Below are 16,662 nucleotides of genomic sequence, written 5' to 3' on the forward strand. Positions count from 1 at the left end.
CGTCCACACCGGCGAGGCGAAGATGCAAGGCGTGTTCGAGCACGACACCGTCCTGCCGCCACAGGAGCAGATCGATCACGAGGAACGGGAGGAACTCCGCCAGCTCCTCGAGGACCTCGATCGACTGTAATCGGCCTTGCCGTTTGGTATCGGTCACGTCCGACGGTCTGACGGGAGGAGACGACTCCTCGAGAGACGGTCGGTCGGGTTCCGAGCGGCCACCACCGACCCGCGATACCCGTCACACTGTGCCCAGCGATGGGACACTTCCGGGTTCCGTTCCGATAGTGGACCACGAAGCCAGAAATGATGTTATTTTAATTATAATAAAATTTAACACCAGTAGCGTTGGCGCAAATCTCATGGTTGATACCAATGCTCGAGAGAGCAGACGGCCGGTAGTGCGCAGACGAATGATCGGCCTCGTCGGCACGGGATTGCTCGGCACAGTAGCGGGCTATAGCGGCGACGGAAAGGCGAGTTCCGGGACGAGTGGAGCGACGGACTGTTCCGCGAGCGACGAGTACGATATCGTCGTCGCACAGGACGGCAGCGGCGACTACGAGACGGTCCAAGCCGCCATCGACGCAGTTCCGTCGGACACGTCCGAGGAGACGCGGGTGTACATCAAGGAGGGACGCTACAAAGAGAAGCTAGAGCTCCCCGCCGACCGGACCGACGTGACGTTTATCGGTGAGAGCGTCGAGGAGACGGTGCTGACGTACGACGATCACGCCGACAAGATCGGCGACGATGGCGAGGAGATCGGGACGAGCGGGTCGTCGAGCTTCTTCGTCTACGGATCGGACTTCACCGCGAAGAACATTACCTTCGAGAACGCCGCTCCCGACGTCGCCCAGGCCGTCGCGATTCGCATCAAGGCCGACCGAGTCGCCTTCGAGAACTGCCGCTTCATCGGCAATCAGGACACCCTCTATAACTTCGGTCGCAGGACGCGCCAGTACTTCGAGGACTGCTACATCGAAGGCGACGTGGACTTCATCTTCGGTCGCGCGACGGCGTTCTTCGAGGACTGCGAGATCCGCTGTAAGGACGAGGGATTTATCGCAGCGCCCGCGCAGCCGGAAAACGTAGCGCACGGATTCGTGTTCAGGGACTGCGACGTGGTCGGCGACGCGCCGAGCGAGACCGTCTACCTCGGCCGACCGTGGGAGCCGTACGGACAGACCGTCTACATCGACTGTGACCTCGGCGACCACATCCGACCGCAGGGCTGGGAACCGTGGGACGAACCGGAGCACGGCGACAAGACGAAGACGGCCTTCTTCGCGGAGTACGACAATTCCGGTCCGGGGTACACGCCCGATCAGCGCGCGGACTGGAGCCACCAGCTCAGCGAAACGGAGGCCGAGCAGTACACGATCGAGGCCGTCCTCGACGGCTGGGACCCCCAGAGCCGTCTCGAGAAACGGTAATCGTCACGCTCGAGGACAGAGGACTTATCCCGGATCACCTGAAACGAACCGCACATGCCACTACAGGTCACGGTCTGGAACGAGAACGTCCACGAACTTGAGGAGCCCGAGGTCGCCGAGCGGTATCCCGACGGCATTCACGGGGCCATCGCGGACGCGGTGGACGGCGACGACCGCACCGTCCGGACAGCCACGCTGCAGGAACCGGAACACGGCCTGACCGAAGATGTCCTCGCGAACACCGACGTCCTGCTCTGGTGGTCGCACTGCGCCAACGACGAGGTGGCCGACGAGGTCGCCGACCGCGTCGTCGACCGCGTCCACGAGGGGATGGGCTTCGTCCCGGTCCACTCCGGGAAGAACTCCAAGCCGTTCAAACGGCTGATGGGAACCACCTGTAACATCAAGTACCGCCACGGCGGCGAGACCGAACGGATCTGGACCGCCGACCCCGGCCACCCGATCGCCGACGGCCTTGAGGAGTCGTTCGAGGTCCCCTCGACGGAGATGTACGGCGAGCCCTTCGACATCCCGGAACCCGACCGGACCGTCTTCATCTCGTGGTTCGAGGGCGGCGAGGTGTTCCGCTCGGGCGTCTGTTACCGTCGCGGCCGCGGCCGGATCTTCGCGTTCCGGCCGGGCCACGAGGAGTACCCGATCTTCTTCCAGGACGAGATCCGGACGGTGCTCGACAACGCCGTCGCTTGGGCGGCGCCGACGGAGGGGGCCGACGCCGTCTGGGGCGAGGTCGAACCGAAGGAATCGCTGGACGACTAGCGCCGCTGCTCGAGCGCAACCGAATATCGACGCGTTCTCAACCCCTCGTTGCTGCGATCGTCCAGCGAGTCGAGGGCCGCATTTTTGCGACGCGCTCGGTAGAGCCACGACCCTCGATACTGCCGTGAGCGTTTAGCGATGAGCAACCCGGAATCAGTCGCTGAGACGCATGCGTAATCTTTTCTGTAACTCTGTAATCGGTTGTTGTGGTGTAGCATGAAACAAACGCGAAGAACGTACCTGAAAGAGACGGCAGTATCGACACTGATCGGTGCAGGAGCGCTCGCCGGCCTCTCCGGGTCGGCCACGGCACAAGCGGCCGGGTCCCACTTCGGCCCTGAATCCGGCTTTGCGGACACGTCGTGGCTCGAGAGCGAGGACGTACAGGTGTTCGCGATCACGGAACCGACGCGCGAAGCTGTCGAGGAAGCGTTCCACGCCGACGGACCGCGCTTGGTCGTCTTCGAGACGAGCGGGACCATCGACCTCGGCGGAAACGATCTAGCGATTTCCGAGGACTACTGCTGGGTGGCCGGACAGACGGCGCCTTCGCCCGGTATCACGTTCGTCAACGGCCAGTTCCAAGTCGACGCCGACAGCTGCGTCGTCCAGCACATCCGCTCGCGGATCGGTCCCGGCTCCGACGGCTCGATCCAGAGCAACGACTCGTTCAACACCGCAGACGACACCCAGAACAACGTCGTCGACCACGTCACCGCCTCGTGGGGTACCGACGAGTGTCTCTCCGTCGGCTACGACACGCAGGATACGACGGTGACGAACTGCCTGGTCTACGAGGGACTGTACGATCCCTACGGCGACGAGGCCGACCACAACTACGGGAGCCTGATCGGCGACGGCGCCGAGAATGTCACCCTCGCTGGCAACGTCTGGGCGAAGGTCCGCGGCCGCGTCCCCCGGTTAAAGGGCGGCACCCGCAGCGTCCTCGCGAACAACCTGATGTACTTCTTCAACGAGGCGACCAACATGGACGGGGACTCGGAGGCCTCGATCGTCGGCAATCTCTACGTTCCCCAGGACATCGAGGACACGCCCATCGAGGACGGCAACGCCTACCTCGAGGACAACGTCACGGAGCCGAGTTCGACGCCGCTGACTGGCGGGACCAACGAACTGTCGAGTCCCCCGCTGTGGCCGAGCAGTCTCGACGCGATGCCGTCCTCGCGGGTCGAAGCACACAATTTGGTTCACGCGGGCGCACGACCCGCCGACCGCACCGCCAACGACGACCGAATCGTTCAGGAGATCCGCGACCGCGCGGGCAACGACCGGCTCGACGATCCCTACGAATACTGGCTTGCTCACCCCGACGACGTCGGCGGCTATCCCGAACTTCCCGTGAATACCCACTCGCTTACCGTCCCCGAGTCGGGGCGTCGACAGTGGCTCGCGGCGAAGGCACGACGTGTCGAGCGGGGTGCGTCGCCGTCCGACACGGGCGGAAGATCCGGTAACGGTTCCGACGTCTAGCCCGGGAATAACGCCACCGATAGCATCGCCGAGACACTTCTCCGGGTATCACAGTAACCGTCGTCCATTTGACTCACCGCTCGCCGACGCCGTCCGGGGCGAGGTTGAACCGAAGGAACCGCTGGACGACTAGCGCCGTCGCTCGTGATCGGCGCCGGCGTCGAGGTGCGGCACTTTTTGTTGTGTTGGCTCACCTTCTGCAGAGACCCCGTCTGGACAGGGGTATCGCCGCTCCTGTCCGTTCCCAGACGAACCGACCCCTCCCGTTAGCAGTGACACGCCTCGCGTCGCTCTCGCTACTGCAGTTCTATCCCCCGACATTATTACTATATTTATATTATTCTAACATGGAAAGTTACTTACGAGTGATTGCACTTGTTGTGTCTGGGTAGCATGAAACAGACACGACGCACCTACCTGAAAGGAACGGCGGCATCGGCACTGATCGGCATCGGCGCGCTTAGCGGCCTCTCCGGTTCGGCGGCGGCGGAATCGAACTTCGGCCTCGAGACCGGCTTCGCGGATACGTCGTGGTTCAACGACGACGTCGACGTACACACGGTCACCGAACCGACGCGGAGCGCGGTCGAATCGGCGTTCAGTGCCAGCGGACCGCGCGTGGTCGTTTTCGAGACGAGCGGGACCATCGACCTCGGCGGGAACGACTTGGCGATCACCGAGGACTACTGCTGGGTGGCCGGTCAGACCGCGCCCTCGCCCGGGATCACGTTCATCAACGGGCAGGTCCGGATCAACGCGAACAACTGCGTCGTCCAGCACATCCGCTCGCGGATCGGTCCTGGCTCGGGTGGCTCAATTCAGAGCAACGATGCGTTCAACACCGCCGACGGCACGCAGAACAACGTCGTCGATCACGTCAGCGCCTCGTGGGGGACTGACGAGTGTCTCTCCGTCGGCTACGACACGCAGGATACGACGGTGACCAACTGCCTCATCTACGAGGGGCTGTACGACCCCTACGGCGACGAGGCGGACCACAACTACGCCACGCTGATCGGCAACGGAGCCTCGAACGTCACGTTCGTGGGCAACGTCTGGGCCAAAACCCGTGCCCGTATTCCGCGACTCAAGAGCGATACCGAGACGGTCATCGTCAACAACCTCGCGTACTTCTTCGACGAATCGGCCAACGCCGACAGTTCCGCAGTCACCAGCTTCGTCGGCAACGTCTACACTGGTCTGACCGATACCGGTGACGCCGTCCTCGAGGGCAGTCCTACGGCCTACCACGCCGACAACGTCACGGCCGATCCGCCCCTCGACGGTCAGTCGTTCGCGGAGGTCGAAAGCGAGAGCTCGCCGCCGCTGTGGCCCAGCGGTCTCAGCGAGATGCCGTCGGGTGACGTCGAGAGCCACAACCTCGCCAACGCCGGGGCGCGGCCGGCCGACCGAACGGGTAACGACGCACGGATCGTCCAGGAAATCGCCGACCGCGCCGGTAACGATCGGCTCGACTCGCCGTACGACTACTGGATCGGCCACCATGACGAGGTGGGCGGCTATCCGGAGCTACCGGTGAACACCCACTCGCTCGACGTCCCCGACAGCGGCCTCCGCGACTGGCTCGCCGGCTGGGCCCAAGCCGTCGAGGACGGGAGTTCGCCGCCCGACGGCGGGAGCGGCGGAGACGACGGGAGCAGCAGCGGTCCGATCTCGACGGGCACCTACGAGATCGCCAACGTCAACAGCGGTCAGTTGCTCGAGGTCGCCGACGCCTCGACTGCGAACGGCGCGAACGTCCAGCAGTGGTCCGTGACCGGGAGTGCCACGCAGCAGTGGTACGTCGAGGATACCGGGAACGGCGAGTACATCCTCGAGAACGTCAACAGCGGTCTCCGTCTCGAGGTCGCCGACGCCTCGACCGCGGACGGCGCGAACGTCCAGCAGTACGCCGACTCCGGCTGTGACTGCCAGCGGTGGCGCATCAACGACGAAGGCAACGGCGAGTACACGCTCGAGGCGGTCCACAGCGGCAAACTCGCCGACGTGGAAGGGGCGTCGACCAGCGACGGGGCGAACGTGCTCCAGTGGCCCGACAACGGCAGCGCGAACCAGCGCTGGACGTTCGACTCGGTGTAGGGCGACGAGGCGACGGCCTCGGTACGCGCCGACGAACGGACGCGCTGGCACTGCGACGCCCGTCGAACCGTATCGATATCCGCTCTAACTCTATCTTATTAAATTATAACTAATTTTCCTAGAAAAATTTTTGTAATATTGCCTGTATTGTGGTGTTGGTGTCAATAGATGACCCAGAACAGACGTACGTTCCTTCGTGCACTCGGAGCAGGTAGCATCGGTACCGCCGCCGTGAGCGGCCCCGCCGTCGGCCAATCGAGCGAGATCACGGTCGAGGGCGGCGGCTCGGACATCTGGAACGACGCGGACGAGTTCCACTACTACTTCACGGACGTCGGCGCGAACTTCGACGCGGCCGTCAGGGTCGATAGTGTCGAGGACACCGACGAGTACGCTAAAGCAGGACTGATGCTCAGGGAGTCGCTCGACGCGGACGCGAAGAACGTGATGGCTCGGACGACCCCGGACCACACGACCCTCCAGTGGCGACCGACGGCCGGCGGCGACTCGACGAGTCTCACGTCCGACGCCGGCGAGGGCGAGAGCGAACTCGACGGCGGGACGATCGACGCCGCCTGGCAGCGACTCGTCCGGAACGGCGACACGATCCGGGCGTACGCCTCGGAGGACGGGACGAACTGGACGCTCGTGGCGGAGCTCTCGCTGTCGTTCGGCGAGAGCGCCTTCCTCGGGTTAGCGGTTACGAGCCACAACACCGGGACGCTCTGCGAGGCGACGTTCTCGAATCTCGCCGGCGTCGCACCCGTAGAGAGCCGGGACGTCGGCGACGTCGACGTCGCCGGGAGCGCGTCCGGACGCAGCTCCGGAGAGACCGGCCCGCTGATCGTGACGGGTTCGGCGACGGACGTCACCTCGTCGTCTGCGACGGTCTCGAGTACGGTCTCCTCGCTCGGCGGGGCTTCGTCGGTCACCGTCGCCGTCGAGTACCGCGAGTCCGGCGGATCGTGGACGACGTCCGCGCCGGACACCGTCACCGAACCGGGCGCGGTCGACGTGGCGCTGACCGGACTCTCGCCCGAGACCGACTACGAGTACCGCGCCGTCGCCGAGGCGAGCGACGGTGGGTCCGACAGCGGAGCGATCGCCTCGTTTACGACCCCCGAAGTGGATACGAATCCGAGCGTTACCACCGGCGCGGTAGTCGACACCGCCTCGTCGTCGGCGACGCTCTCGGGAACGCTCGAGGCCCTCGGCGGACAGGCCGCCGAGGCGCTGGTCTCGTTCGAGTACCGCGAGACCGGAGCCGAAGCGTGGAACGCATCGGGGGGCCGGTCGCTCTCCGAACCCGGCGAGTTCGAGACCACGATCTACGGCCTCGCATCGGAGACGGAGTACGAGTTCCGCGCGATCGTCGAAGCCGACGACGGCGACACCGACGCGGGGTCAACGGCGACGTTCTCGACGACGGCGGCCACCGGAACCGGCGGGGGCTCGCACTTCGATCTCGAGGACGGGTTCGCGGACGCGGACTGGTTCGACGATAGCGTCGAGGTGATCAAGGTCGGTGCGGACTTCGACGAGATCGAGGCCGCCTTCACGAAAGACAGCAAACGCCTGATCGTCTTCGAGGAGAGCGGCGTGATCGATTTGGCGGGCGCGGACCTCTCGATCACCTACGGCGACTGCTGGGTCGCCGGTCAGACCGCGCCCTCGCCTGGCATCACGTTCATCAACGGGATGGTTCAGGTCGAACAGGACAACACCGTCGTCGAACACATCCGCGTCCTCCGCGGCGACAGGTCCGGCGGGGAGGGCACAGACCCGATGAACAGCCGCGACGGGGCCAACAACGTCATCTTCAACCACTGTTCGGTGTTCTGGGGCCGCGACGAGAACATGTCGATCGGCTACGACTCGACCGACACGACGATCGCGAACTGCATGATCGCGGAGGGCCTCGAGGATCCCGAGGAAAACTCCAACGGGACGCTGGTCGGCGACGGCGCCGACAACGTCGCCATTCTGGGAACGATCTACGCCAAGAACAACGACCGCAATCCGCGATTGAAGTCCGGCACGCGGACCGTCGTCGTCAACGGCCTCAATTTCTATCACGACAAGGCCATCTGGATCGACGACGGCGCCGAGGCGGCGGTCGTCGGCAACGCTTACATCCACCGGTTTAGCTTCAGAGATCCGCTCGTCTTCGGCGACGGCAGCGTTTACATGGACGACAACTACGTCGCGGATCCGCCCCTCGACGGGCGACCGTTCTCGGACGTCGGCACGTCACTCGACTCGCCGCCGCTGTGGCCGAGCGGCCTCGAGGCGTTGCCCGCCGGGGACGTCGAGAGTCACAACAAGACGTTCGCCGGCGCGAGACCCGCCGACCGAATCTCTCAGGAGGAGAAGATCGTCCAACAGATCACGGACCGCTGGGGATCGCTGGACGTCGATCCGAACGAAGAAAACGCCGGGCTCTCCGACATTCCCGACAGCGTCGCGGAAGCCGGCGGCTACCCCGATCACGGCGGCACCACGCACACGCTCGAGGTTCCCGACAGCGGCCTGCGCGAGTGGCTCGAGGGGTGGGCCGTCGCCGTCGAGGAGGGCGGCTCGCCTCCCTGATTCGGGAGTAACTGCGAATCGACCGAAGGCGGCGATTCTCACTTCAATCACCGCTCGCCGACGCTGCCGTCGGCCCGATGGCCCGGTGAGCGGTCGAAGCCGAGGTCGGTTCCCGCGAGTTCGCGGACGCGACCCTCGTCGACGTCGATTCCGAGTCCCGGCTCTGCCGGCAGGTCCAGGTAGCCGTCGGTCGGCTCGAAGAGGTCGTCGTTCTCGACGTAGCGCATCGCGTCCTCGTCGCCGACGACCACCTGCTCCTGTATCAGCGCGTTCGGCGCGGCCGCGTCGACGTGCAGCGAGGCGACCAGCGCCAGCGGGCCGATGGGGCAGTGGGGCGCGATCGCGGCGTCGTAGGTCTCGGCCATGTCGGCGATCTTCTTCGTCTCGGTGATCCCACCGGCGCTCGAGACGTCCGGCTGGACGACGTCGACCGCGTCGGCCTCGAGGAGCGGCCGGAACTCGTCTCGCGCGTAGAGGCGCTCGCCGGTCGCGATCGGTATCGTCGTCCCCTCGGCGATCCGGGGCAGTGCGTGGTCGTGCTCGGGGGTGATCGGCTCCTCGACGAACATCGGCTGGAACTCCTCGAGGGCCGTCGCCAGTCGGCGGGCCATCGCCTTCGAGGCGCGGCCGTGGAAGTCCAGCGCGACGTCGATCTCGGGGCCGACGGCGTCGCGGACCGCGCCAACGATTTCGCGCGCTTCGTCGACGGCCGCCGGCGTATCGATGATCTCGAGACCGCCAGTGGGAACCAGCTTCACGGCGGTGTAGCCCGCTTCGACGTGCTCGCGCGCTTCGTCGGCGGCCGCGGCCGCCGGATCCGCCACGTCGTCGGCGTCGTGGGCCCTGACGTGCTGGTAGAGCCGAACCCGATCGCGTGCCGGACCGCCGAGCAGTTCGTAGACCGGCATCCCGGCGGCCTTTCCCTTCAGGTCCCACAGCGCTTCGTCGATGCCGGCGATGGCGCTCATGTGGACCGGTCCGCTGCGGTAGAAGCTGCTTCGGTACATCGCCTGCCAGAGGTACTCGATTCGACTCGGGTCCTCGCCGAGGACGTACTGGTGCATCAGCTGATCGACCGCGCTCCGGGTCGCCGGTTCGCTGTCGCCCGCGAAGTGCCACTTGGTGTAGACCTCGCCCCAGCCGACGCGCCCGTCGTTCGTCTCGAGTTTGAGGAACTGCCATCGCGGCGGCACTGCGTAGAGCTCGTAGTCTGTAACGTGCATCCAGTGTGGGATGTGACCGGTTCGCTCTTGAACGTTCCGACGATTCGAGGGCCGAGAGCTGCTCCGCTCGGTTTCGACCGTCGCCGACACTCGGCTGCAGGCCGCTACTCGCCGGCCGAGCTATCGGCCGCCCAGCGCACGCCGTTTCGCAGGAGCGCCCGCGTCCCGTCGGCGGTGATCGCCGGCCGAGCTATCGGCCGCCCAGCGCACGCCGTTTCGCAGGAGCGCCCGCGTCCCGTCGGCGGTGATCGCCGGCCGATCGTGCCCGAGCGAACAGTAGAACACGCGTCCGTCACCGTACTCTTTCACCCACGAGACCGGCATGTCCTCGATTTCGGGATGGTCCATCCTCGCGAGCACCGTGAGGTCGTCGTCGCACTCGAGGACGTACGGCTCGTCCCAGACGCGGAAGTCCTCGAGGTCGGCCGAGACGGGGTGGTGGCTGTAGACGACGTTCACGTCGAACGCCCCCTGCGCCGGATGGGTGAGGAAGTGGCCGCCGATCAGCTCCCGGAGTTCGGGCGCGGGTTCGTCCCGATTCTCCCCGTCGACAGTCGTCAGGTCCGACGCGGAGTGAACGCCCGCGTAACCGTTGCCCGCGTCCACGAACGACAGGAGGCCCTCGCGCTGCGCGTCGGTGAGCGTGCTGTCGGTCGTGTAATCGACGAGGACGTCGTAGCCGTCGAGATCGGTCAACGCGTCCCGGTCGGTCGTCAGCTCGGCCTCGATGCCGGCCGGGGCGAGCGCGTCCTCGAGCAGCGGTCCCATTCGTTCGAATCGGTGAAACGGGAACCGGTTCCCGCCCACGATCAGCGCTCGTTTGTCGGTTTGCATACCTTCGGAGAACAGTCCAGCGCACTTATTTCTACTTCCTCGAGGGACGATTCAATTCGGATGCGACCGGTCACCCCGATACCCGAGCGCGCCGTTTTCCGGCCGCCGATGCAGAGCGGTCTCGACCGAATTCTTTTTCCATAACATTACCGAGACGGAACGTATGGATCCAGTTCGAACGGGCGTTCTCGGTTGCGGCACGATCAGCGACGCATACTTTGAGGCGGACGACCGCTTCGATGGGTTCGACATCGTCGCCTGCGCCGATCTCGACGCGGAGCGAGCGCGGGAGACGGCCGACGAGTACGGCCTGCGAGCGTCCGATCCCGACGAGCTACTCGCTGCCGACGACGTCGAACTGATCGTCAATCTGACGCCGCCGTCGGTTCACCGCGAGACGTGTCGCGACGCCTTACGGGCGGGCAAGCACGTCTACGTCGAGAAGCCACTGGCCGCCAGCTTCGGAGACGCCGAAGCGATTCTCGAGACGGCGGCGGCGGAGGGGGTACTGGTCGGATCGGCTCCGGACACCGTGCTGGGCGCGGGGTTACAGACCGCCCGCTCTGTCATCGACGACGGGCGAATCGGCCGACCGGTGGGCGCAACGGCCGTCTGGACGTCGGGCGGACACGAGAGCTGGCATCCGTCGCCCGACCTCTACTACCGGCGCGGCGGCGGTCCGCTCTTCGACATGGGTCCCTACTACGTGACCGCGCTCGTCTCCCTGCTCGGCCCCGCCAGTCGGGTCACCGGATCGACCGCCCGCACGTTCGAACGGCGGACGATTACGAGCGACCCCCGCCACGGAGAGACCATCGACGTCGAGGTCCCGACCCACGAGTCCGGCGTTATCGATTTCGCCGACGGGGCGGTCGCGAACGTCCTGACGAGCTTCGACGCGCCCGGTCGATCGACCTTCGGCTCCCCCGCGTTCGAAATCTACGGGACCGAGGGGACGCTCCAGCTCCCGGATCCGAACCGATTCGAGGGACCCGTTCGGATTCGCTCGGCGGACGAGACGACGACGGACATTGAGCCGACCCACGAGTACACCGCCGGCCGGGGGGCCGGCGTCGCGGATCTCGCGGCCGCCGTCCGGGGCGACTGGTGCCACCGAACGAGCGGCGCCCTCGCCGAGCACGTCCTCGAGATCCTCGACGGGATACGCGCCGCCTCGGACGACGGCGCCCACGTCTCCCTCGAGACGAGCGTCGAGCGTCCCGACCCGCTGCCGCCGACGTTCCCGGAGTCGATCGGGAACTGACCGATCGCGGCCACCGGGTCGGTCAACTCGTGACGGGGCGGAGTTGTCTCGAACCGAACACCGTTTTCGAAAACTGGATAGCCGCGCGGAGGGTAAGCAACAGAAAATGTATATAGTAGCTAACCGCACTGTGTTCTTGTAACGCATGAAATTCGGGATTTTCCCCATCGAAGGCGGAAGTCGATGGACGGGCGTCGTCGAGCAGTGCCAGGTGGCCGAAGAGGTCGGGTTCGAGACCTGCTGGGTCAACGATCACCAGGCCACGGAGGGCGACAACTACTGGCCCGCGCCGCTGACGCGCCTGACCAGCATCGCGGAGGGAACCGAGGACCTCGAGCTCGTGACGAGCGTGCTGATCCTGCCGTTGTACAAGCCGGTCGAGGTCGCCCAGCGCGCGGCGATGCTCGATAACATCTCCGACGGCCGGCTGACCCTGGGCGTCGGGCTCGGTTACGTCGAGGAGGAGTTCGAAGCGTTCGACGTCCCGATGGACGAGCGCGCGGGTCGGATGATCGAGGGCGTCCAGTTCATCAAGGAGTTCTTCGAGTCCGACGGCCCCATCTCATACGACTGCCCGTTCTTCTCAGTCGAAGACTGGCAGCCGCTCCCCGACACGGTCCAACAGCCCCGACCCGAAGTCTGGATCGGCGGCTGGGGCGACAAGCAGATCGGCCGCTCCGTGAAGTTCTCCGACGCGTGGGTGCCCGGCGTCGTCGCCGACCTCGCCACCGTCGAGGACCGGAAGGAACTCCAGAAAGAACGCGTCGCGGAGGCCGACCAGGACTGGGAGGGGATGTCCCACCCGCTGATGCGCGAGGCCGTCATCGCCGAGACCGAAGAGGAGGTCATGGAGCGCAAGGAGTACCTCCACACGACCTACCTCGACGAGTACGGCGGCGAGTTCTCCCACCCGCTGATGAACGCCGACAGCGTCGAGGACTTCGAGGAACTCGCCGACGACCGCTTCATCTACGGCACGCCCGAGCAGATCGTCGAGCAGATCGAAGCCATTCAGGAGCGGTTCCCCCTGAACGAACTCACTCTGCGCTTCCACCACTCCGGCATGCCCAAGGACCTCGTCGAGGACCAGATCCGCCTGTTCGGTGAGGAGGTCATCCCCGAGTTCAATTAGGCGGCTCCGTCGACCGGCTCCTCCCGAACCGTCCCGTATCGTCGCCGTCCGTCGCGGGCGGCGTCCGCACCGAATCCTTCGTCCCGCGAGTCCCGCGAACGGCTCTAGCTGCCCCATCAGGGCGTGATTCCCCGCTCGTCGTGGTGCGACGGGACAGGTCAGTCAGTACCAATGCTTATATATTTCAACCCGATTACCACTAGCTGAATGTCGTCCGAGCAGCTCACCGTCCACCTGATCGGGGATTCCACCATAGCCGAGAAAGAGGCCAGCGCTCGCCCCGAAACGGGCTGGGGAATGCCGTTCGCCGACCGCTTCGATGACTCGGTGACGGTGGAAAACCACGCCCGCAACGGGCGCAGCACCCGTACCTTCCTCGAGGAGGGCCGTTGGGAGCCGGCCGTTCGCGACCTGACCGAGACCCACTACGTGTTCGTCCAGTTCGGCCACAACGACGAGGTCCCCTCGAAAGAACAGTACACGACCGAAGCGGAGTTCACCGCCAACCTCGAGACGTTCGTCGACGAGACGCGCGAGTGCGGGGCGTCGCCGGTGTTGCTCACGCCCATCGCGCGCCGTCACTTCGACGAATCGGGGATCCCGAAAGACACGCATCAGACCTATTCGGAGCTAACCCGGGAGGTCGCTCGCGATCGGGACGTGCCGCTCATCGACGCGGACGAACGGAGTCGGTCGCTCCTGCGCGAGCTGGGTCCGGAGGCGTCGAAATCCCTCTACCTTCACCTGTCGCCGGGCGAACACTCCAACTATCCCGACGGCGCGACCGACGACACGCACTTCAGCGAGTACGGGGCTCGACGGATGGCCGAACTGGTCCTCGACGGGATCGAAGAACTGAACCTCGAGCTGGCGTCCCGCGTCGTCCCGGCCGATCGGTGAGCGGTCCGCGCCGAGCGCTCGAGTCGTGCGTTTCTCCGCCGCCTTCCAGCCTCGAGAGCGCAACTCTACGCGAGAGCTACTCATCGGGACCCCAGGCGTCGGCCATCCAGCCGCCGTCGGCGCGGAGGACCTCCCCGGTGATGTAGTGGTCGCCGCCGGCGAGGAAGCGAACGCAGTTCGCGACCTCCTCCATCGTTCCGAACCGGCCGAGGGGCGCCCGCCGGTGGACGTCCTCGTCGGTGTAGCCGGCCGCGTCCTGGGTCTGTTCGGTGATGTCCGTGCGGATGAACCCCGGCGCGAGCGCGTTCACCTGGATGTCGTGGTCCGCCAGCTCGGTCGCGAAGACCCTGGTCAGGTTGTCCACGCCGGCCTTCGAGGCGCAGTAGGGGGCCCGCTGTGCGAACCCCTGCTGGCCGATCATGCTGCTGATGTTGACGATCTGTCCGCCAGTCTCCTGTTCGACCATCCGCTGGCCCGCGGCTTGCATTCCGAAGAAGACGCCGGTCAGGTTCACTTCGATCACGTGCCGCCAGTCGTCGGGATTCATCTCGAGGGCGGGAGCGATCACCGTGTTCCCGGCGTTGTTCACCATGACGTCGAGCGAGCCGAACGCGTCGACGGCGCCGTCGACGAGGGCCTGCACCTCGTCGCGGTCGCTGACGTCCGCTTCGATCCCGACGGCGGTCCCGCCGTCGGCGACGATCTCCTCGGCGACGGCCTCGGCGCGGGCGCCGTCTCGGGAGTTCACGACGACGTTCGCGCCCTCCGACGCGAAGCGCTCCGCGAGTGCCTTGCCGATCCCCTTGCTCGAGCCGGTGACGATGACGGTGCTGTCGTCCATACGATATCGTACTCGTCTCGGAACGTCGGTAAAACGTTTGTCACACCTTCGCGATCCGACGGGCTCTCGATCGTCGTCCCGGACCGATCCGCTTCGGTAGTGACGCCGCGACAGCGTCCGCGTTGGCGAGTCGCCGCGAGGCTATTCGCGTCGCGATCGCCTCCGCCACTAAATTATAAATAGAGCTTCGTGTAACTGCTGCTCGTGGTGCAAGATAACGATTCACAAGACAGTGGACCCTGTCGACGAGACGTCCTCAAATACGGCGCCGCGGGCGGCACAGCGCTCGCCGCCGGCTGCCTCGGCGGGAGCAGTAGCACGGATCGGTTCCGCGTCTTCGACCCGGAGACGAGCGGGACGCTCCCGTCCCAGCGTCACTGCAACCCCTACAACCCGACCCAGCGCGGGACGTGGCATCCGGGGGCGCTCATCCACGACCGCCCCGTGATATACAGTCCGGCGGAGGACGAGGTCTACCCCCTGATCGCGACCGACTGGGAGATGGCCGACGACACCACGCTGGAGTTCACGTTCAGCGACGAGTGGACCTGGCACAACGGCGATCAGCTCGTCGCCGACGACTGGGTCATGCAACTGCAGATGGCGCTTGCAATGCTGGAGTTCCAGGCCGAGGATGGCGAGCGACCGCACCAGTTCCTCGAGTCCGTCGAGGCGCCCGACGAGTACACAGCGCGGGTTAGCCTCCACGATCCGCTCTCGGAGACGGTCGCGGTCCAGAACGCCACCGCCGCCATCTTCGGCGACGAGGCTCGCGGGATCTTCACCAAACACGACGACGACCAGTGGAGCGAGTGGCACAGCCAGCTCATGGAGGCCGACGACTCCGAAATGGAGACCCTCGTCGGCGAACTCACGTCGGAGTCGTATCCGATGGTCGAAGACGTAGTGGGGAACGGTCCGTTCCAGGTCGCCGACATCGGGGACAACGTCATGGTCTTCGAGAAGTACGAGGACCACCCGAACGCCGACAACATCAACTTCAGCGAGTTCTCGATCCACCTCTACGAGAACGACATCCCCACCCAGCCGTACGTCAACGGCGAGGTCGACGGCGCACACAACGAGTTCCCCGTGAAGGACGACGTCAAGAGCCAACTCCCCGACGGGCACACGCTCGTCAGGGAAAACCTGTCGACCAACAAGTTGCTTACCTTCAACTGCGGGCACGACGTCTCCTACGACACGCCCTTCTCGAACGCGAACGTGCGCAAGGCGGTCTGTCACGTCTTCGATCGTCAGCAGGTCGTCTCGGTCCTCGAGGGCGTCAATCAGGTGTTCGACTGGCCGCCGTGTCGCGTCCCGGGAACCACGCTAGAGGACGGTTCCCACGACGCCGCGGAGTGGATTCAGGACTTCACCAAGTACGGCCAGAACGACACCGAACGCGCCGCCGAACTCCTCGAGGAGGAGGGCTACACGCTCGAGGACGGCGAGTGGTATACGCCCGACGGCGAACGCTTCGAGATCGACATCATGAACGGCTCCAAGCAGAAGCACATCGGCGTTCTCAAGGACAATCTGAACGAGTTCGGCATCGCGACGAACCAGGAGCAGGTCGACGACGCGACGTTCGACGAACGTCGCCACGCCGGCGAGTACGACATGATGCCCGATACGTCGTCCGCCAACGGCGTCCGGGCGATGTGGGCGCTGGATCTGGTGCCAGGCTGGCTCCAGTCGATCACGCACTTCGATCCCGAAGCGGAAATCCCGATGCCCGTCGGCGACCCCGACGGCTCGGAGGGGACGAAGACGATCAACGTCGAGGAGCACATTCGGGAGTGGCAGATCACCGACGACGACCAGTACCACAGGGAACTGCTGTGGTGGTGGAACCAGACGGTTCCGCAGATGGAGGCGATGTTCCAGCCCGATGCCGGCGCCTACAACGGCGACAACTGGACGATCGACGGCCCGGACGGCATCGTCCACGGCGTCGACGACGCGCTCTACCTCGTCACCAAGACGGACGAGGCGACGATGGAGTACACGGGCTGACTTCGGCGTTCGCCGACTCGAGTGACATCCCGCCGGACCGACACAGTCGGTATATC

12 protein-coding genes are annotated in these 16,662 nt (G+C 65.4%); 9 read left to right on the forward strand and 3 right to left on the reverse strand.

Annotated features, from left to right (window positions below; translation table 11 throughout):
* Positions 1-362: 362 nt before the first annotated feature.
* The 5 genes from C477_RS16575 (at position 363) to C477_RS16595 (ending at position 8,393) form a co-directional block, all read left to right on the forward strand.
* Positions 363-1,436 (forward strand): pectinesterase family protein, encoded by a 1,074-nt coding sequence (locus C477_RS16575; protein WP_049914617.1) that lies wholly within the window; start codon positions 363-365, stop codon positions 1,434-1,436.
* 54 nt (positions 1,437-1,490) lie between these two features.
* Positions 1,491-2,213: a ThuA domain-containing protein gene (locus C477_RS16580; protein ID WP_008895682.1), complete on the forward strand. Its 723-nt coding sequence runs from the start codon at positions 1,491-1,493 to the stop codon at positions 2,211-2,213.
* A gap of 216 nt (positions 2,214-2,429) precedes the next feature.
* Positions 2,430-3,704 carry a pectate lyase family protein gene (locus C477_RS16585; protein WP_008895683.1) on the forward strand — a complete coding sequence of 425 codons (1,275 nt, stop codon included), beginning with the start codon at positions 2,430-2,432 and terminating at the stop codon, positions 3,702-3,704.
* Between the two features lie 393 nt (positions 3,705-4,097).
* Positions 4,098-5,804, forward strand: a complete 1,707-nt coding sequence (locus C477_RS16590; RefSeq protein ID WP_008895684.1) for an RICIN domain-containing protein — start codon at positions 4,098-4,100, stop codon at positions 5,802-5,804.
* Positions 5,805-5,972: 168 nt separating this feature from the next.
* Positions 5,973-8,393: a DUF1349 domain-containing protein gene (locus C477_RS16595; protein WP_083870311.1), complete on the forward strand. Its 2,421-nt coding sequence runs from the start codon at positions 5,973-5,975 to the stop codon at positions 8,391-8,393.
* 47 nt (positions 8,394-8,440) lie between these two features.
* Here C477_RS16595 and dgoD read toward each other — a convergent pair whose 3' ends face one another.
* Together dgoD and C477_RS16605 are read right to left on the reverse strand one after the other, a co-directional pair.
* A complete protein-coding gene (dgoD, locus tag C477_RS16600; protein ID WP_008895686.1) occupies positions 8,441-9,616 on the reverse strand; it encodes a galactonate dehydratase in 1,176 nt (391 codons plus the stop codon).
* Positions 9,617-9,736: 120 nt separating this feature from the next.
* Entirely contained in the window at positions 9,737-10,450 is a 714-nt protein-coding gene (locus tag C477_RS16605; protein WP_008895687.1) for a ThuA domain-containing protein, read from the reverse strand.
* Positions 10,451-10,613: 163 nt separating this feature from the next.
* On the opposite strand from C477_RS16605, the gene C477_RS16610 reads away from it, so the two are divergent.
* The 3 genes from C477_RS16610 to C477_RS16620 all read left to right on the forward strand — a co-directional run bounded on the left by C477_RS16610 (position 10,614) and on the right by C477_RS16620 (position 13,746).
* Positions 10,614-11,714 carry a Gfo/Idh/MocA family protein gene (locus C477_RS16610; RefSeq protein WP_008895688.1) on the forward strand — a complete coding sequence of 367 codons (1,101 nt, stop codon included), beginning with the start codon at positions 10,614-10,616 and terminating at the stop codon, positions 11,712-11,714.
* Between the two features lie 145 nt (positions 11,715-11,859).
* Positions 11,860-12,846 (forward strand): LLM class flavin-dependent oxidoreductase, encoded by a 987-nt coding sequence (locus C477_RS16615; protein ID WP_008895689.1) that lies wholly within the window; start codon positions 11,860-11,862, stop codon positions 12,844-12,846.
* Positions 12,847-13,053: 207 nt separating this feature from the next.
* Positions 13,054-13,746 carry a rhamnogalacturonan acetylesterase gene (locus C477_RS16620; protein ID WP_008895690.1) on the forward strand — a complete coding sequence of 231 codons (693 nt, stop codon included), beginning with the start codon at positions 13,054-13,056 and terminating at the stop codon, positions 13,744-13,746.
* A gap of 76 nt (positions 13,747-13,822) precedes the next feature.
* On the opposite strand, the gene C477_RS16625 is transcribed toward C477_RS16620, so the two are convergent.
* Positions 13,823-14,587 (reverse strand): SDR family NAD(P)-dependent oxidoreductase, encoded by a 765-nt coding sequence (locus C477_RS16625; protein ID WP_008895691.1) that lies wholly within the window; start codon positions 14,585-14,587, stop codon positions 13,823-13,825.
* Positions 14,588-14,794: 207 nt separating this feature from the next.
* Here C477_RS16625 and C477_RS16630 point away from each other — a divergent pair, with 207 nt between their 5' ends.
* On the forward strand, positions 14,795-16,606 hold the full coding sequence (locus C477_RS16630; RefSeq protein WP_008895692.1) for an ABC transporter substrate-binding protein: 1,812 nt from the start codon (positions 14,795-14,797) through the stop codon (positions 16,604-16,606).
* Positions 16,607-16,662: the final 56 nt, after the last annotated feature.

Origin of the sequence: Haloterrigena salina JCM 13891, from assembly GCF_000337495.1 — an archaeon.
GTDB lineage: Archaea > Halobacteriota > Halobacteria > Halobacteriales > Natrialbaceae > Haloterrigena > Haloterrigena salina.